This window comes from Streptomyces aculeolatus, from assembly GCF_020400605.1.
GTDB lineage: Bacteria > Actinomycetota > Actinomycetes > Streptomycetales > Streptomycetaceae > Streptomyces > Streptomyces aculeolatus.
The window spans coordinates 65,539-82,925 of the sequence record NZ_JAINRD010000002.1 but is presented as its reverse complement, the minus strand read 5'-3'; the positions used below and the strand labels follow the sequence as shown (position 1 = coordinate 82,925).

At 72.5% G+C, this 17,387-nt stretch carries 17 protein-coding genes and 2 pseudogenes; 9 read left to right on the top strand and 10 right to left on the bottom strand.

What is annotated here, in order from left to right; genetic code table 11:
• Positions 1-5 precede the first annotated feature (5 nt).
• Positions 6-431: a CBS domain-containing protein gene (locus LG396_RS04650; protein WP_018837957.1), complete on the top strand. Its 426-nt coding sequence runs from the start codon at positions 6-8 to the stop codon at positions 429-431.
• A 92-nt stretch (positions 432-523) separates the two neighbouring features.
• Here LG396_RS04650 and LG396_RS04645 read toward each other — a convergent pair whose 3' ends face one another.
• The 10 genes from LG396_RS04645 to gvpO are packed head-to-tail and all read right to left on the bottom strand — an operon-like array spanning position 524 to position 5,769.
• Positions 524-832, bottom strand: coding sequence for a gas vesicle protein K (locus LG396_RS04645; RefSeq protein WP_225793696.1), 309 nt, complete (start codon positions 830-832; stop codon positions 524-526).
• Positions 829-1,068, bottom strand: coding sequence for a gas vesicle protein (locus LG396_RS04640; protein WP_018837955.1), 240 nt, complete (start codon positions 1,066-1,068; stop codon positions 829-831). The genes LG396_RS04645 and LG396_RS04640 overlap by 4 nt, the downstream gene beginning before the upstream one ends.
• Positions 1,055-1,894, bottom strand: a complete 840-nt coding sequence (locus LG396_RS04635; RefSeq protein ID WP_225793695.1) for a GvpL/GvpF family gas vesicle protein — start codon at positions 1,892-1,894, stop codon at positions 1,055-1,057. Before LG396_RS04635 ends, LG396_RS04640 begins: the two co-directional genes overlap by 14 nt.
• Positions 1,894-2,274, bottom strand: coding sequence for a gas vesicle protein (locus tag LG396_RS04630; RefSeq protein WP_018837953.1), 381 nt, complete (start codon positions 2,272-2,274; stop codon positions 1,894-1,896). Before LG396_RS04630 ends, LG396_RS04635 begins: the two co-directional genes overlap by 1 nt.
• The gene (locus LG396_RS04625; protein WP_225793694.1) at positions 2,271-3,242 is read right to left on the bottom strand and encodes an SRPBCC family protein; all 972 of its coding nucleotides are present in this window, start codon (positions 3,240-3,242) and stop codon (positions 2,271-2,273) included. Before LG396_RS04625 ends, LG396_RS04630 begins: the two co-directional genes overlap by 4 nt.
• Positions 3,239-3,799 carry a hypothetical protein gene (locus tag LG396_RS04620; protein ID WP_225793693.1) on the bottom strand — a complete coding sequence of 187 codons (561 nt, stop codon included), beginning with the start codon at positions 3,797-3,799 and terminating at the stop codon, positions 3,239-3,241. The genes LG396_RS04625 and LG396_RS04620 overlap by 4 nt, the downstream gene beginning before the upstream one ends.
• Positions 3,783-4,100: a gas vesicle protein GvpG gene (locus tag LG396_RS04615; protein ID WP_225793692.1), complete on the bottom strand. Its 318-nt coding sequence runs from the start codon at positions 4,098-4,100 to the stop codon at positions 3,783-3,785. The genes LG396_RS04620 and LG396_RS04615 overlap by 17 nt, the downstream gene beginning before the upstream one ends.
• 1 nt (position 4,101) lies before the next feature.
• Positions 4,102-4,875, bottom strand: a complete 774-nt coding sequence (locus LG396_RS04610) for a GvpL/GvpF family gas vesicle protein (protein WP_225793691.1) — start codon at positions 4,873-4,875, stop codon at positions 4,102-4,104.
• A 3-nt stretch (positions 4,876-4,878) separates the two neighbouring features.
• Positions 4,879-5,391, bottom strand: coding sequence for a gas vesicle protein GvpJ (gene gvpJ, locus LG396_RS04605; RefSeq protein WP_225793690.1), 513 nt, complete (start codon positions 5,389-5,391; stop codon positions 4,879-4,881).
• Positions 5,392-5,430: 39 nt separating this feature from the next.
• A complete protein-coding gene (gvpO, locus tag LG396_RS04600; protein ID WP_225793689.1) occupies positions 5,431-5,769 on the bottom strand; it encodes a gas vesicle protein GvpO in 339 nt (112 codons plus the stop codon).
• Positions 5,770-6,045: 276 nt separating this feature from the next.
• Between gvpO and LG396_RS04595 the strand changes: the two genes are divergently transcribed.
• The 8 genes and pseudogenes from LG396_RS04595 to LG396_RS04560 all read left to right on the top strand — a co-directional run bounded on the left by LG396_RS04595 (position 6,046) and on the right by LG396_RS04560 (position 17,378).
• The gene (locus LG396_RS04595) at positions 6,046-6,711 is read left to right on the top strand and encodes a hypothetical protein (protein WP_225793688.1); all 666 of its coding nucleotides are present in this window, start codon (positions 6,046-6,048) and stop codon (positions 6,709-6,711) included.
• Positions 6,712-6,745: 34 nt separating this feature from the next.
• Entirely contained in the window at positions 6,746-8,785 is a 2,040-nt protein-coding gene (locus LG396_RS04590) for an SPFH domain-containing protein (protein ID WP_018837945.1), read from the top strand.
• 48 nt (positions 8,786-8,833) lie between these two features.
• Entirely contained in the window at positions 8,834-13,795 is a 4,962-nt protein-coding gene (locus tag LG396_RS04585; protein WP_225793687.1) for a DNA repair ATPase, read from the top strand.
• A 232-nt stretch (positions 13,796-14,027) separates the two neighbouring features.
• Positions 14,028-15,356, top strand: a complete 1,329-nt coding sequence (locus LG396_RS04580) for a cytochrome P450 (RefSeq protein WP_225793686.1) — start codon at positions 14,028-14,030, stop codon at positions 15,354-15,356.
• Positions 15,357-15,536: 180 nt separating this feature from the next.
• A complete protein-coding gene (locus LG396_RS04575; RefSeq protein WP_225793685.1) occupies positions 15,537-16,382 on the top strand; it encodes a terpene synthase family protein in 846 nt (281 codons plus the stop codon).
• Positions 16,383-16,438: 56 nt separating this feature from the next.
• Positions 16,439-16,640: pseudogene (locus LG396_RS04570) on the top strand (ArsR/SmtB family transcription factor); the annotation flags it as partial.
• A pseudogene (locus LG396_RS04565) lies at positions 16,639-16,873 on the top strand (VOC family protein); the annotation flags it as partial. The pseudogenes LG396_RS04570 and LG396_RS04565, both read left to right, overlap by 2 nt.
• A 349-nt stretch (positions 16,874-17,222) precedes the next feature.
• Entirely contained in the window at positions 17,223-17,378 is a 156-nt protein-coding gene (locus LG396_RS04560; RefSeq protein ID WP_225793684.1) for a hypothetical protein, read from the top strand.
• Positions 17,379-17,387: the final 9 nt, after the last annotated feature.

Sequence of the window (17,387 nt, the reverse complement as noted above, 5' to 3'; positions counted from 1 at the left end):
ACCCCATGGCAGACCAGCAGGTTCACGAGATCATGACCGCCGCCCCGGTCGCGGTGGGCACGCTCACCGCGGTGCCCGAGGTCGCCCGCAGGATGCGCGACGAGGACATCGGCGCCGTCCTCGTCACCGACGGCGGCGAGTTGCGCGGGGTGGTCACCGACCGGGACCTCGTCGTACGCGTGCTCGCCGCCGGCCAGGACCCCGGCAGCAGCACCGTCGCCGACGCCTGCAGCCAGGAACCGGTCAGCGTCGGGCCCGGTGAGCCGGTGGACCGCGCGGTGGAGTTGATGCGCGAGCACGCGCTGCGGCGGCTGCCCGTCGTCGACGACCGCGGCGGCGTCCTCGGAGTCGTCTCCCTGGGCGACCTGGCGGTGGAACGCGACCCGACGTCGGCTCTCAGCGACATCAGCATGGCGACGCCCAACAACTGACCCGCCCCGCGCCGGCCCCCGCCGCGGCACGCCACGGGACCGGACCCGTCACCGCCGGGTCCGGTCCGCCCGCGGTTGCCCTCCGGACCTGCTCAGCGTTCGAGCAGGGTGCCGAGCGGCCCGAGGTCCAGGTTCAGGTCGTCGCGGCTCAGCCCGTGCTCCGCGCAGAGCTCGTCCATGCGCTGGTCGAGCATCATCAGCGTGGTGCCGATCCGCTCCACCTGCTCGTCGGTCAGGTCGTCCTGGTCGCAGCGGCGGAGCGCCTGCCGCTCCATCAGCTGGCGGAGCAACTCGACGACGGTCAGCACGAGAGAGACCAGGTCGCGGCCGACCCGGTCGGGGTCGAGGTCCAGCCGGCCGGCCGCCGGAGCGCGGGCCGGCTGGTGCGAGGTCAGCGTCACAGCGGACCACCGTCTCCCCACGGGGCGGCCACACGCTCGTTGACGGATGACAACAGGGCGTGCAGGGAAACGCGCACGAGCGGCACCTCCGCGATCGCCAGTACGAGGTCGCCGCTGACCACGACGCCGGTGTTGAGCACGCGATCGAGCAGGTCCACCAGCGGTACGCCGATGGGGGCGCCGCTGTCCGGTCCCTCCCAGGCGACGACCTCGCCCACGTGTTCACCCACCGGCACCGGTCACACCCGCTTCCACGAACGAGTACGGCACCCACGGGCCGGTCAGTTCGATCTCGACGTCCCGGCACTCCGGGCTCCGCCGCAGCCGCCGTACCGCATCGGCGACCTCGTCGCCGCGCGCCTCGTCGACCAGGTAGGCGGCGTTCAGCAGGTGCGCGCCGCGACCGGGGGTGAGGCCGGTGTCGTGCGGGCGCAGCCGCCGTGCGGCGACGGCGAGTCGCGCGAAGCTCCGGTCCACCTCCTCGACGGCCTGGAGGCCGGCCTCCTGCCGGCTCTCGCGCTCGTGCCGCAGGCCGCGGAGCCGGTCCAGATACGCGTGGCCGGGGCGGGCCGCCACGCGCGCGCGGTCCGGGCGCTCCGGCTTGTCCGCGGCGGGTGCGGTCCGGCGGTCGGCCTGCCGGGCGTAGACCTTCACGCCCCACTCCGCCCGGCCCGCGATCCGCCGCAGGGCCGCGGTGAGGCGGGCGCGGTCGGCGCCGAGTGCGGCCTCGGCCCGTGCGTCGCCGCGGTAGATCGTCGCCAGCGGGAAGGGGAGGACCGGTGCGACACCGGCCGCGGCGGCGATGACGGCGTGGTGGGCGCGGGCGCAGCGTTCCAGCTCCGTACGGTCCGTCAGCCGCTCGCGCAGGGCGTCCTCGCCGAACTCCGCGGCCGGCACGTCCTGCACCACGGCGGCGAGGCCGCCGAACCGCAGCAGCCGCACCGGCGAACCGGGTGCCTGCCCCCGCAGCCCGGCAAGGGCGGACTCGTCACCGCCGCGGCAGACCGCGTAGACATAAGTGGCCGTGGTCGCGGGCGCTCCCGGCGGCGCCGCCCCGGCCATCAGTCGCGCCCCTTCCGCACGGACTCCCAGCCCGTACGGCCCCGCCGGCGCGGTTCGTCCTCCGTACCCGCCTCGAGCTCCGCGACCCGCTCGCGCAGCCGCTTGTTCTCCTCGTCGACGGCGTCGCGGTGCGCGCGGGTGGAGAGCGCCGGGTCGGTCTCCCACCAGTCGATGCCCGCCTTCCTGGCCGTCTCGACGGACGCGACGAAGAGGCGGAGGCGGATGGTCAGCAACTCGATGTCGAGCAGGTCGATCTTGATGTCACCGGCGATGACGATGCCCTTGTCGAGGACGCGTTCGAGGATGTCGGCGAGGTTGGCCGGTCCCGAGGGGGTGGACGGCAAATGGGTGAGGGGCCGTTCGGCGACGCGGTCGGTCACTTTCGCCGGCCCCCTCGCCGCCGCCCGTCCTCCTCGTCCTCCTCTTCTTCCTCGTCCTCGCCCTCCTCCTCGTCCTCTTCCTCCTCGTCCTCTTCCTCACCGTCCTCGTCGTCGTACTGCTCGTCCTCCTCGCGCTCCTCCTCCAGGGCATCCTCGTGGCTGAGCACGACCTCGCCGTCGCGGATCTCACCGCGCCAGCCCTCCGCCTCCTCCGACTGGAGCGTGACGTAGCGCTGGAAGTGCTTGAGGTCGAGCCGGAGCCGGCGGCCCTGGGCGCGCCAGATGTTGCCGGTCTTCTCGACGAACCCGGACGGGTAGTACTCGACGACCACGGTCACGCGCGTCAACTCGTCGTCCAGGCGGTGGAAGCTCACGGCACCGCTCGTCGTGCCCTTCGAGCCCTCGGACGACCACACGATCCGCTGGTCCGGCACCTGCTCCGAGACCGTCGCGTCGTAGCTGCGGCTGGAGGGCCAGACCCGCACCTTCCAGGTGGTCTTGGTCTCGTCCTCCGGGTCCCGGGTGACGTTGCTGACGCCGTTCATGAAGCCGCCGAACTCCTCGAACTGCGTGAAGTGGTCGTAGACCACGCGCAGCGGGCGGCCGATGTCGACGTGCTCGATGATGTTGATGGCCTTGAGGTCCCCCGGCTTGCTCTGGCCGTCTTCGGCGCCGAGGGCCTCCTTCGCCTTCCCCGTGACCTTGTCCTTGGCCTCCTTCGCCTTCTCGGTGGCCAGCGCCTTCACGGGACTCTCGCCCTTGACGGCGCGTGCGGCGGTCTCGGCCAGAGCGCCGCCGCCGTCCCCGAGCTTGCCTGGGTCGGCGATGCCGGTGAGCTTGTCGGTGGCCTTGCCGATCGCATGCCTGCCGACCGCACCCACGTACTCGAGGAGCTCGCTACGCAGGCGCTCGAGGGGCGAGGGGCCGCCGCTGTCATCGGTGTGCGCACCTTCGCGCTGTGGTGTCATGACCTCTGCCTCCTGGACGGCCGGTCGGTGGCCTTCGCGCCGGAGCTCTTCGCGGTGCCGCGGCTGCCGCGCCCGTCGCCGGGGGCCGTCTTCCTCCGCTGGCCGGAGGTGGCGGACCGGGCGTTGTCCGCCGTCTTCCTGCGCGCCGAGGACCTCCGCTTCGAGGCTTCGGCGCGGCGGTCGCCGCCCTCGTCCTCCTCGCCCTCATCCCGTTCCTCGCCGGTGTCCCGGGCCTCGCGCTCCTCGCGCGCTTCGCCGAGGCGGTCAGTCCGCTCGCGCAGGGCGTCGGTGAGGGACTCGACCCGGCGGCCGACGAGCGAGGAGGCCGCCTGCCGCGCGGCCGTCATCATCTGGTCCGTGACCTGGCCGGACAGCCCTGCGGGCTGCGGCGTGTCGGTGATCTTCCGGACGCCCTTGCCCAGCAGGTCCTGCGGGGCGAGCCGCTTCCCCGCCACCAGCGCGGCGAGGGTGAGGGCGAGCTTGGCCTTCTTCGTCCGACCGAGGAGATAGCCCCCGGCGACTCCGGCGAGCACGGTCGTTTTATGGCTGTCTGTCATGACCCACTTCCTGGCTCATAGGGTGGTCGGGGTGGTCGGTGCCGCCCAGACGGGCGGGCGCCGCCGGGCGGGCAGCGGCGGGCTGCTCCAGCAGGTCGAGAATGTGCTCCTCCGCGCGTTCGAACTCCTCCTCGCCGATCTCCCCCGCCTCGTACGCCCGGTTCAGCTCGCCGAGCCGGGCCCGCAGCGTGCCCGGGTCGTAGACCTCGCGCTCCGCGGCTTCGAGCAGCCGGTCGGCGACCCACTCCACGCCCCGTACCGGCATCAGCGGCAGCAGCAGCACGCCGCTCAGCAGACCCATGTCAGCTCCTCACCACGGCGGGCCGCGGGGCGGCTCCGGCGGCGACACGGCTGCCCTCCACGGGAACGAAGCTGTAGCAGGGCAGCGGGCCCGTCAGCCGCAGCTCCACCCGGTCCCGCAACTCGGCGGCCCTGCGGTCGACCAGCTCCCTGCAGCGTTCCGCCTGCGCACGCGGCAGGAGATAGGAGGTGTTGAGTACGCACCCGGGCACCTCGGCGCCCTGAACGCGCTCGTCGGCGAGCGCCGCCAGCTCCTGCGCGACACCGTCGGCGGCCTGGGCGGCCCGCCGGGCGAGGCCCTCGGCGATCGCCGAGCCGAGCCGGACGTTGCCCTCGTAGGACGGCCGCCGGCGGACGTCCGCGGCCAGCCGCCGGACGGCCGGGTCGTCCCGTACGAGGGCCGCCACACCGTCCTGGGCCGGCATGGCCTTGAGGTTCATCTCGGTGCGGCGGTCGAGCCGCTCCAGGGTGGCGAGGTGCGCCGGAGCCGCGGCGTCGAGAGCGCGCCGTACCGTCCCGGCGCCGTCGGCGACCATCCCGAACCGCATCGGCAGCACAGGAGCCGCCGCGCACAGGGCCAGCAGGAGTTCCTGGTGGCCGGTGAGATCGCGCCTGCGTGCCCGCAGGTCGGGAGGTACGTCGCTGACGACCGCCGCCAGTTCGCCCGCGGGCAGCAGCCGGACCGGGACGGGCGGCCTGCCCACGCCCCGGAGGCCGGGCGGCAGGGCCAGGCCGGCGTTGACGACGGCGTACACGTACAGGGGAGGGGAGGCCACCGCTCACGCCGCCTTGGAGTGCCGGCTCGAACGGCTGGAGGACTTCTTGGAGGCGGTCTTCCTGGACGTGGAGCGGGTGCCCGAGCCGCGTTTGCGGGCCGGCGCCTTCTCCTTCTCCTCCTCCTCGAACCGCTCGTCGTCCTCGTCCTCACGGTCGTCGTCCTCGTCCATGCCGACCGCTTCCTTGACGCGGCCGCCGATGGACTTGGCGGCCCTCCTGGCCCCGCCGGTGGCGACGCCGCGGGACATGCTGGCGAAGAGGTCGGGGACCGTCCTGCTGGAGGCGTCCTCGTTGAGGTCGAGTCGGTTGCAGACCTCGGCGAAGCGGAGGTAGGTGTCGACGCTGGCGACCACGATCCGGGCGTCGATCTTGAGGATCTCGATGCCGACGAGCGACACCCGGACGAAGATGTCGATGACCATGCCGCGGTCGAGGATCAGTTCGAGGACGTCGTAGAGGGTTCCGGCGCGCGGGACGCAGACTGCGGCCTCGTTGTACGTGGTGGTCGTCGACATAGGGGCTCTTCCTCTTCCAGGGGGACGGCGCTGTCGCCGTCAGTCGTCCCGATCGCCGCGCCGGTAGCGCCTGACCCGCTCGTACTCGAGGAGGCGGCCCCCGCTGTCGAGTTCCACGGTGTAGGTCGCCAGCAGGCTGGTCGTGTCCGGGATCCGCGGCACTTCGAGCACGTCCACGTCCACCCGCCAGCCCTCCTCGGCCCGGCGCACGGCCGAGACGCCCTCGGTCCGGTGGCCGATGAGGCGTGCCAGGCTGCGGCACGCATGGCGGGCGGCCCCCTCGGGGCCGTCGACCGCGTGGTCGGCTCCCGTTCCGGAGGTGCGCTTCGACGTGGACTTTGCGGCTGGGCGGGCCCGCCGTTCGCGTTGCTCGGACACACGCTCAGTCTGTGGCGGGATCGGTGTCCCCGCACTCGGCGGTGGTCCATCCGGGAAGGGCGGCCCGGCTCCGTCACCCGGACGCCGGTGCCGCCGCGGGTGCGCTCCCCGGCCGGGATACCCGGAACGGCCGTGCCTCACCGTATCCGTGCAGTCACGGTGCAGAAACCCTGCCGGAACCAGGAAATGTTTTCGAACGCGCCTGCTGACAAGGTGAGTTCCGTCGACGCCGACGGCGGGGGGAGCCGCCGTCCGGCGTGGTGGAGGGGGGCGGTGATGGGTGCTTTCGTGGATGCGGCGCTGGGCTTTCCGGCCGTCGTCTTCAGCTTCGCGCTGCTCGTCGTGATCGCCTACTGGCTGCTCGCCGCGGTGACCGGCCTCGTCGGTGACGCCGTCGGCGCGGACGGCGCGGACGGCGACATGGCGGCAGGCGGCCGCGGCGCGGGCGGGTTCACCCTCCTGCCGGCCGCCCTCGGGCTCGGCGGCGTGCCGGTGACGGTGGTGCTGTCGCTGGTCGTCGCGGTGGCCTGGTTCACCGCCCTGGCCGCCGGAGTGGCCGTCGGCGCCGCCGGGCCGCCCGCGTGGCTCGCCTGGCCGGCCAGGACGGCGGGCCTGGTGCTGGCCCTGGCCGCCGGCTGGTACGCCACCTGGCTGCTGGCCCGCCCGCTGCGCCGCCTCGGCGGCACCGGCAGGCCGGTCGGCCGCCGCGACTTCGTCGGCCGCACCTGCGTCGTGCGCACCTCGGGCGTCACGCCCGCGTACGGCCAGGCGGAGGTGACCGCGGCCGACGGCTCCAGCGCGACCGTCCAGGTCAGGGCGGACGCCGGCAACGGCCTCGCCGCCGGCAGCCGCGCGCTGATCTTCGACTACGACGCCGAAGGCGAGTTCTTCCGCGTCGCACCCGCCGACGGCGTCCCCGACGCCTCCGGCTCCTTCGGCTGACACGCACGTCCGTACCGCAGAGAAGGAAGTACCCATGACTGCCATCACCACGGGGCTCGGCGTGCTCGTAGCCGTGGTCCTGCTCATCGCCCTCGCGCTGCTGTTCGCCGTGAGCCGGCTGTTCCGCAAGGTGCGCCAGGGCCACGCACTCATCGTCTCCAAGATGCGCAAGGTCGACGTGACCTTCACCGGCACCGTGGTGCTGCCGGTGCTGCACAAGGCCGAGCTGATGGACATCTCCGTGAAGACCATGGAGATCGAGCGGACCGGCAAGGAAGGGCTGATCTGCCAGGACAACATCCGCGCCGACATCCGCATCTCGTTCTTCGTCCGGGTCAACAAGACCGTCGAGGACGTCATCAAGGTGGCGCAGGCGATCGGCACCGAGCGGGCCAGCGACCAGGACACGTTGCAGCAGCTGTTCAACGCCAAGTTCTCGGAGGCCCTCAAGACCGTCGGCAAGCAGCTCGACTTCGCCGACCTCTACACCAAGCGCGACGAGTTCCGCGACCGGATCATCCGCGTCATCGGCACCGACCTGAACGGCTACAGCCTCGAGGACGCCGCCATCGACTACCTCGAGCAGACCCCGATGGCCCAGCTCGACGCCCAGAACATCCTCGACGCCCAGGGCATCCGGAAGATCACCGAGCTGACCGCGGTGGAGAACGTGCGCACCAACGAGCTGCGGCGCGACGAGGAGAAGGAGATCACCCGCAAGAACGTCGAGGCCCGCGAGGCGGTCCTCGAACTGGAGCGCCGCCAGGCCGACGCCGAGGCGAAGCAGCAGCGCGAGGTCGGGATCGTACGGGCGCGGGAGGAGGCCGAGACGTCCAAGGTCCAGGCCGAGGAGCGGCTCAAGGCGCACACCGCGCACATCAGGACCGAGGAGCAGCTCGGCATCCAGAACGAGAACCGCGAGCGCGAGATCGCCGTCGCACAGCTCAACCGGGAGCGCGTCGTCGCCATCGAGAACGAGAAGATCGAGAAGGACCGGCTGCTGGAGGTCATCGCCCGGGAGCGGGCGACCGAACTGTCCCGGATCGCCAAGGACAAGGAGGTCGAGGGCGAGAAGCGGGACATCGCCGACGTCGTACGCGAGAGGATCGCGGTCGAGAAGACCGTGGCGCAGCAGGAGGAGGAGATCAAGAAGCTGCGTACGGTCGAGGAGGCCGAGCGCGAGCGCCAGGCGCTGATCATCGCCGCGGAGGCGGAGGCGCAGGAGCGGCTGGTCAAGGACATCAAGGCCGCAGAGGCCGCCGAGCAGGCGGCGGACCACCGGGCCGCGGAGGAGCTCACCATGGCGGAGGCCCGGCGCAAGGCCGCCGAGCTGGACGCGGCGGCGGCCATCCGGCTGGCCGAGGGCAAGCAGGCGGACGCGGCAGCCGCCGGGCTCGCCGCCGCCCAGGTGCAGGAGCGCAGCGCGGAGGCCATCGCCAAGGTCGGCAGGGCGGAGGCCGACGTGGAGCGGGACAAGGCCCTCGCCGGCGCCGAGGGGATGCGGGAGAAGTTCCGGGCGGAGGCCGCGGGCATCAACGAGAAGGCCGCGGCGATGGCCGCGCTGGACGCCGCCAGCAGGGAGCACGAGGAGTACCGGCTGCGGCTGGAGGCGGAGAAGGACATCCGGCTGGCGCAGGTCGACGTGGGCCGCCAGATCGCCGAGGCGCAGGCGACGGTGCTCGCCACCGGGCTGGAGAACGCGGACATCAGCATCGTCGGCGGCGACAGCGTCTTCTTCGACAAGCTGGTGAACGCCGTGTCGATGGGCAAGAGCGTCGACGGCTTCGTCGGCAGCTCCGAGTCGGTGCAGGCGCTGGCGGGTCCGTGGCTGCGGCCCGACAGCACGTTCACGTCCGACCTGACGGCGATGACGGCCGGCCTCGGCGCGACGGGCCTGCGGGACCTGAGCCTCGCCGGCCTGCTCACCCGCCTCATCGCGGCGGACGGTCCGCACACCGCGGCACTGACGGGGCTGCTGGAGGCGGCCCGGGCGAGCGGTGCGGCGGATCTCCCGGTCGCGGCACTGGCCGGCCGGGCGGCGGTCAACGGGGCGCCTTCCCTGGTCAAGGAGTAGCTCCGGGCGACGGGGACGGGGACGACGGGAACGGACGACGAGAACGAGGTGGAGGACGAGGTGGAGACCCCCGCGCCGGAGGTACACGGCAGCCCGGACGCCCTGACGGCCGGCACGTACGAGGTGCTGCGAGACCGGCTGCGCACCGCCGCCGAGGAGCTGGCCCGCCGGACGGAGGCGCTCAACGCCCGCCGCGTGGCGGAGTTCGGCGGCTCCGGGGCGCGGCTCGCGGGCACCGGGCACATCCGGACCGACCACGACTGCGTGCCCCGCGACATCGTGCAGATCGGCGGCATGCTGCTGTTCGGCTCCAACGCCCCCGCCGGCCGCGGCCCCGGGACGGGCGTCGGCGACGTGTTCTCGTTGCAGCACCTGGAGTTCGCCGGGTCCACCGGGGCCACCGGGTCCGACGAGGACGGCGGGAAGGGCGCGGAAGGCGGCGGAAGCGGGGCCGGCGACGCGGGCCCGGACACGGACGGGGGCGGCGGGGACGGCGCGGCGATACGGTTCCGCGCCGCGCCCCAGGACTCCGTACCCGGTCTGCTCGACGACCCCGCCTTCCGCCGGGACTTCGCCGAGCTGTACCGCTACTACCGCGAGACCCGGCTCCTCCAGCTGCGCCTGGCCCGCTCCCACCTCCTCGCCGTCTTCCGGACCGGCAACGCGCCCACCGACATCCGCGTGCTGCGCTGGCGCCTCGCCCCCGACGGCTCCGTCGCCTACGTCGACGACCGCGGCGAACGCGACCACGCCGTCCGGCCCGCCGACGACGTCGAGTGGACGGCCACCACCCGCGCGGACCATGTGCAGGGCCGCCACCCGCACGTCTCCGTCCGCGGCCTGGTCTTCGTCGCGTGCGTCGGCGGCACCCTCACCCTCAAGGCCGAGGACAGCACCGACACCGGCACCGGCATCCACAGCGAGCCCGTGGACGAACCGCTGCAGTCGCTCGCGGACGCCGAGATCGAGTACGCCGTCGTGGGCCCGCTCGTCCTGCTGCGGATCCTCCCGTACAACGAGAAGACCCGCCGCCACCTCGTCTACAACACCCGCACCGCGGAGGTCGTCCGGCTCGACGGCCTCGGCCGGGGGTGCCGCCGGCTGCCCGACGAGCAGGGCGTCGTCTTCCCCGGCGGCTACTACCTCGCCGACGTCCCCGCGGGCAGCGCCGCGCGGACCTTCGACACCGAGACGAAGGACCTCGCATACGAGGGCCTCGTCCGCTCCCCGAACGGCGAGGACGTCCTCTACGTCTTCCACGCCCGCACCGAGGGCCGCACCCTGCTGCTGCCGTACAACGTCATCCGCAAGGAGGTCGCCACCCTCTGGCAGACGCGCGGCTGGTCGCTCCTCGACGACGGCACGCTGATCGTCTTCAGGACGGCGGCCGGCAGCGAGCCGACCCGCGTCCACCCCGTGCAGGTCTGGCGCACGCCGTACGTCTCGGACGCCTACGCCGCCGCCCGGCCCGCCGGCACCGGGCCCCTCGCCCGGATCGGCAACGCCGAACTCGTACGGGGAGTCTCCGACTGCCTGTCGGTGGCCCGGATGGCCGACGGGATGGAGCCGAACGGCGCCGTCTTCGAGGCCATCGTCGCCGCCGCCGTCCGCGTCGCCGACCGCCACCACTGGCTGGGCGAGGCGGCCTGCGGGGACCTCGCCGAGCCGCTGGCGGCCGTCCGTACCACCGCCGCGCAGGTCATCGACGAGTTCGGGCGCGTCGAGGAGCTGCGTGCCCAGGCCGCCGCGGCGGTCGCCGAGGCCGCCGAACGGATCACCGGCCAGGTGCGCCGGGCCCGGGGCACCGCCCCGGACACCGCCGACGGCTGGGTGCGCCGGCTCGCCGGGCTCCGCCGCTCCCAGGGCCGCCTGGAGACACTGCGCGAGCAGCGCTACGCCGACCTGGCCCGCATCGGCGAACTCGACGCGCAGCTCGCCGAGTCGGTCGCGGCCTTCGGCCGCCGCGCGGTGGCGTTCCTCGGCGAGGAGACCGCGTTCGACGCCGCCCACCGGGCCGTCGACGAGCTTGCCGCCGAGGCCGCCACGGTCGGGACGGCCGCGGCGGCGGCACCGGTCGCCGAGCGCATCGACGAGCAGGCCGGCGCGCTGCAGGCGGTCACCGAGGTCGTCGGCACGCTCGACCTGGCGGACGCGACCGTACGGACCTCGATCCTCGCCCGTATCGGCGAGGTGCTCGGCGCCGCCAACCGGGCCCGCGCCCTGCTGGACGGCCGCCGCCGCGAACTGCACGAGCGCGAGGGCAGGGCCGAGTTCGCCGCCGAGTTCGCGCTGCTGGGGCAGGCGGTGACCGGAGGGCTGGCCGCGGCCGGCACGCCGGAGGACTGCGACGACCAACTGGGCCGGCTCATGCTGCGGCTGGAGAACCTGGAGGCGAAGTTCGGCTCCGCGGAGGACTTCGCCGAGCAGATCGCCGCGAAGCGCGAGGAGGTCTACGAGGCGTTCTCCGCCCGCAAGCAGACGCAGCTCGACGAGCGTGCCCGGCACGCCGACCGGCTGGCGCGGTCCGCCGGGCGGATCCTCGGCACCGTCTCCCGCCGGGCGGCGGCGCTGCCGTCGGCGGACGACGTCCACACCTTCTTCGCCTCCGACCCGTTGGTGGCCAAGGTCCGTAGCACCGCGGCGGAGCTGCGCACGCTCGGCGGCACGGTGCACGCCGAGGAGCTGGAGGGGCGGCTCAAGGCCGCCCGCCAGGAGGCGGCCCGGGCCCTGCGCGACCGCACCGACCTCTACGACGGGCAGGGGACGCTGCGCCTGGGGCGGCACCGGTTCGCCGTCGACACCCGCCCGGCGGAGCTGACGCTGGTGCCGCAGGACGGGCAGCCGGTGTTCGTGATCACCGGCACGGACTACCGGGCGCCGGTGGCGGACCCCGGCTTCGCGGCGACCCGCGCCTTCTGGGACGAGCCGCTGGTCTCCGAGTCGCCGGCGGTCTACCGCGGCGAGTACCTGGCGGCGCGGCTGCTCGCCGGCACGCCGGCCGCGGAGCTGGCGGCGGCGGCCGCGGGCGGCGGCCTGCCGGAGCTGGCGCGCCGGGCGGCGGAGGAGGCGTACGACGAGGGGTACGACCGCGGGGTCCACGACCGGGACGCCGCCGCGATCCTCGGCGCGCTGCTGCGGCTGCGGGAGGAGTGCGGCCTGCTGCGGTTCACGCCGGAGGTCCGGGCCGCGGCGCAGCTGTTCTGGGCGTACGGGACCGGGGCGGAGGAGCGGGCCGGCTGGTCGACGCGGGCCCGGTCGCTGGCCCGCGCGCGGGCGACGTTCGGCGGCGACGGCGCCGCGGCGGAGCCGGCGGCGGAACTGGCCGCCCGCGCGGCGGAGTTCCTCGCCGCGGCGGGGCTCCCCTGCCCGGGCGCGCCGGCCCCGGCCGGCGTCGGCGCCTACCTCTTCGAGGAACTGGGCGCCGCGGACCCGCCCGCGTTCGTCACCAGCCCCGCCGCCCGCGGCCTGCGCACCGGTTTCCGGGACGCGCTCGGCGCGGGCGCCGCCAAGGAGTACGAGCACGACCTCGACGCCCTCGCCGGCGACCCCGCCGCCCGCCACCAGCTCGCCGCCGCCTGGCTCGGCGCGTACGCGGCCGGCACGGGCGCCGACGCCTGGTACCTCGCGGAGGCCGTGGCCGCGGAGGCCACCGGCGACGCCCTCGCCCGGCAGGACTCCGACGCCGCCACCGGGACGGCCGTCGACGGGCTGCTCGGCGCGCACCGCCGCATCGACGGCGGGCGGCTCGCGGTGCGCCTGGACGAGTTCCTCACCCGCACCGGCGAGTTCCGCGACGTACGGGTGCCGGCCTACCGGGCGTACCTCCGCCGCCGCACCGCCCTCGTCGGCGCGGAACGCGAGCGGCTGCGCCTGGACGCGTACCGCCCGCGCGTCATGCCGACGTTCGTCCGCAACCGCCTCCTGGACGAGGTGTACCTGCCGCTCGTCGGCGACAACCTCGCCCGGCAGCTCGGCGCCGCCGGGGGCGAGTCCGGCGCGCGCCGCACCGACAGCCAGGGGCTGCTGCTCCTGCTCTCCCCGCCGGGGTACGGCAAGACGTCGCTGATGGAGTACGTCGCCGCGCGGCTCGGCCTGGTCTTCGTCAAGGTCGACGGCCCGGCGCTGGGCACCGGCACCACCTCCCTCGACCCGGCCGCGGCCCCGGACGCCGCCGCCCGCCGGGAGGTCGAGAAGATCAACTTCGCCCTCGCCATGGGCAACAACACCCTGCTCCACCTCGACGACATCCAGCACACGTCGCCGGAGCTGCTGCAGCGGTTCGTCTCGCTCTGCGACGCGCAGCGCCGCATGGAGGGCGTGTGGGACGGCGCCTCACGCGTCTACGACCTGCGCGGGAAGCGCTTCGCGGTGTGCATGGCGGGCAATCCGTTCACCGAGTCCGGCGCCCGCTTCCAGGTACCGGACATGCTCGCCAACCGCGCCGACGTCTGGAACCTCGGCGACGTCCTGTCCGGCAGGGAGCGGCTGTTCGCCCTCAGCCACATCGAGAACGCGCTCACCGCCAACCCCGTGCTGGCGCCGCTGGCGTCCCGGGAGCGCACCGACATCGACCTGCTGGTCCGCCTCGCCCACGGCGACGCCGACGCCCGCGCCGACCGCCTCGCCCACCCGTACGCCACGGCCGAGCTGGACCAGATCCTCGGCGTGCTGCGCAGGCTGCTGCACGTGCGGCAGACCGTGCTCACGGTCAACGCGGCCTACATCGCCTCCGCGGCGCAGACCGACGCCTCGCGCACGGAACCGCCGTTCAAGCTGCAGGGCTCGTACCGGAACACCAACAAGCTCGCCGAGCGGATCATGCCGGTGATGAACGACGACGAGGTGGAGGCGCTGATCGACGACCACTACCTGGGCGAGGCCCAGATGCTCGCGCAGGACGCGGAGGCGAACCTGCTGAAACTCGCGGAACTGCGCGGCCGGCTGACGGCGCGGCAGACGGAGCGCTGGGAGGCGGTGAAGGCGTCGTACGTCTCATCCGCGCGTTCTTAGGCGGTTTCCCGGCCGGGCGCCGGTCCGGGTCTGCCGTGCACGTTTCAAAAAGATCGACAAGCGGCGTGTTGGTTCGGAGAACGTCATCCCCAGCCCCCGGGCAACGTCCGGATGCACACTACACAGGGTCTCTCGGCGACGGTAGCGTTACCTGCGAGCATGCGGCCCGCAAGGACCGGTGCGGCCCAGTTCGACATGGTCCTCGTCAGCGCGACTCGGGATGGTGTTCGCTGTGCGCATTCCCCTTGCCCCAGGCCGGTTTCCGGTGGTCGGGCACGCGCCGGCGTTTCTCCGGGAACCGGTCCGTTTCATGGAGTCACTCGCACCGGTCGGACCCATGGTGCGCATGTATTTCGGTAGCCGGCTGTTTCTTTATGTGAGTGACCCGGCGCTGGTGCACGAAGTGCTGCACGTGCAGAACGATGAGTTCGAGAAGGGCGCCCTGTTCGAGAAGATGAAGCCGCTCGCCGGTGAGGGAGTCGGACTGACTTCGGGCGATGACCATCGAATGCAGCGCCGCATGCTGCGCCCCTCGTTGCAGCCCAGCAGGCTGGAGCGGTACGGGGAGGTCATGCATGATCTCGCGCTCCGTTGCGTCGACGCCTGGCCCCGGGGGCAGACAGTCCGCGTGGACCGGGCGATGGTCGACTACACGATCCGGGTCATCGTGGGCACGTTACTGCCGGCTCAGTCACACCCCGATCTGGCCGACCGGGTACGAAAGGCCGTACCCGAGGTTCTGTACGGGCTGATCCGGTACCTGGTGCTTCCCGAACTCCTCTTCCGGTTACCGCTTCCCGCGAACAAGAGAGCGCGTCTGGCTGTCGAGCAGCTCAAGGGTACGATCGAGGAGCTCGTTGCCTCCTACTGTGAGAATCCCCCCGGACCGGGCGACCGGTTCGATCTTCTGAGTCACATGCTCGACTACCGGATTCCGGAGACCGGCGAGAAGGTTCCGCGGAAGTTGATGCGGGACGAGGTGATGTCACTCATGATCGCCGGGCACGAGACCACGTCATCGGCGTTGACCAGCATCTTCTGGCTCATGGACCGACATGCGCACATGCGGGAGCGCATACATCATGAGGTGGACGCCGTCGGCGAGGGACCCGTGCGTCTGGAAACGCTGGAGCAGGCACCTTTCACACGGTCGTTCGTCAGGGAAGTGCTGCGGCTGTACAACCCCACCTGGCTGCTGCCTCGCCGCGCTCTGCGGGATGTGCGACTGGGGCGCGTCGTGGTTCCCGCCGGGACCGAACTGATCATCGCCCCCATGGCGCTGCACCGACGGCCGGACGTGTTCCCCCGTCCTCATGCATTCGATCCGGACCGTTGGCGGGACGGGAGCACGAAAGGGCTGCCGAAGGGTTCCTATATTCCTTTCGGACTGGGTCCGCACGTGTGCATGGGCGCGCAGTTCGCGGAAATGGAGATCTTCACCTTTCTGCTGGCCGCCTGCCGCCGCTGGAAGCTGGTACAGAATCCCCCTGCACCTGCGCGTTTCCGTTACGGCCTGATCGCCCGGATTCCGGAATTGCACTGCACAGTCGCACCACGCTGAGCGCCATGGGGAGGGTTCGGCACCGCCGACGCCCAATATCCTGGAGGACTCCCGATGCACCCTCTTCTGACCTCGCACGCACAGCGGTTCGTCCCTGGCGTGCTGGATCCCCGCGCAATCGCTTCGGCTACGAACTGGATCCGCCGGTTCGGCGCCGACAACCCTCGCGTCCTGCGATACATGACCTTCTTCCCCTGGGTCCACCCCGACATCGTCTCGGAGCGGCAGACGATCCTTGCGAAGATCTATGCCTTCTACCGTTTCTACGACGATTTCAACGACTCGCTCCACAACGATCTGCACACCAGCCGCAGGGTTGCCAATCAGATGATCCGCGTCCTCGACGGGGAGAAGCCCGCGGCTGACGCCGCCGTCCTGTGGATGTTCCACAGCCTGTGGCAGGAACACGAACAGGTGTGCCCGCCCGAGTTCCTTGCGCGCACCGCAGGTCACTGGCGGCACTACTTCGCCACGCAGAGCACCTACCACGCGATGAGCAAGCCCGCCTATCCCTGGAATCTGGAGGATTACCTGAGTCTGCGCATCGACAACGGGGGTCTGCATGTGGCGATCTCACAGGGAGAGCTCGCCAACACCCGCCACATTCCGGCCCACCTCTACAGGATGCCCTCCCTGGTGACCATGCGGCGCCTGACCTACTACTGCGTCATCCTGACCAATGACCTGTATTCGGCGCTCCGCGACCACAAGGTCGGCGACCATCGCAATCCGGTCGCCCAGCACATGCGCCATCAGGACGTCGGCCAGGAGGAAGCGTTCGCGTACTTCCAGAGCCTCCTCTTCGACTACAGCGACCGGCTCCACCGCATGCCGGCAGCCGTCGAACGCGAGAGCGAACTGATGGAGCTGTCGCCGCAGGAACGGTCAGTCGCACGGGTGGCGGCGAACAACTGCCTCAATCACAGTGACGGCTACGAAGCCTGGGCCAGCCGCAACGAGCCCCATCTCGCCACCCCCGAGGAGGCCCCCGGCATCGCCCTGCGCCCCCTGGAGGAGGCGATCTGAGCGGCACCGCGACGGTGCGCCCGGGTTGACAGGCAAGTCTGCACTTGCCTATCGGCATGGCGGACGATGTCTTCAGGGCGCTGGCAGATCCCACCCGCAGGACGATCCTGGACGAGCTGACCGAGCGGGACGGGCAGACGCTCTTCGAGATCTGTGCGCAGCTGGCCACCAAGCACGGGCTTGCCTCGTCCCGGCAGGCCGTCAGCCAGCACCTTGCCGTACTGGAGTCGGCCGGACTGATCCGCACCAGGCGCCAGTCCTTGAACCGGACACCCACCCCGCCGTACGGCCCTACAAGGACGCGCTCGCCCAGGACGGTATTCCCGCCACGTCGTTCGCGGTGGACGACGCGCACGCGGAGTTCGGCCGGCTCCGTGAGCTCGGTGTGCAGTTCAGCCAGGAGCCCACCGAGCTCACGGAGCCGGCCGGTGACCACGGCCGTGCTGGACGACACCTGCGGCAACCTGATCCAGATCCACCAGCAGAAGTAGGCGGACCGCCCGTCACCGGCCGGCTCGTCCCCGCGCTACGCCATCGCCGACCGGGGCCGAACGGGAGGCCTCGGTGCCGGCGGCTCCGGTGACGGTCGCCGGCGCCGCGGGCGTTCAGAGCGGGGAACCCCGCCCACCCGCGGCCCTGTCCGCAGGGAATCCGGCACCGCCGTCCTCGGGACGGCACACCTCCCGTACGACGCGCAGGTGACAGCCCCACCGGGTGAACCACAGACCGGTACAGAAGGCAGGAGACCTGAGGGCTGTCCGCCGGCAGGGAGTGGACCAGTGGCGGGGTACGGGTCCCGGGCCGCCTCTCCACAACAGGCGCCGGCACGCTGCGGGGCGCATGATCGGTCGACAGGGCGGAGTGTCGTGGAGCGAGCCGGACAAGAAGGACCGTGGCGCCACGGGCAGCGGGCCGGAGGGACTCGACCACCCGGGACCGCTCACCGACCTCGCCGACAGGGTCGCCCGCTCCGGGCACGCCCGCGGCCGCGACTGAGGAGGCACC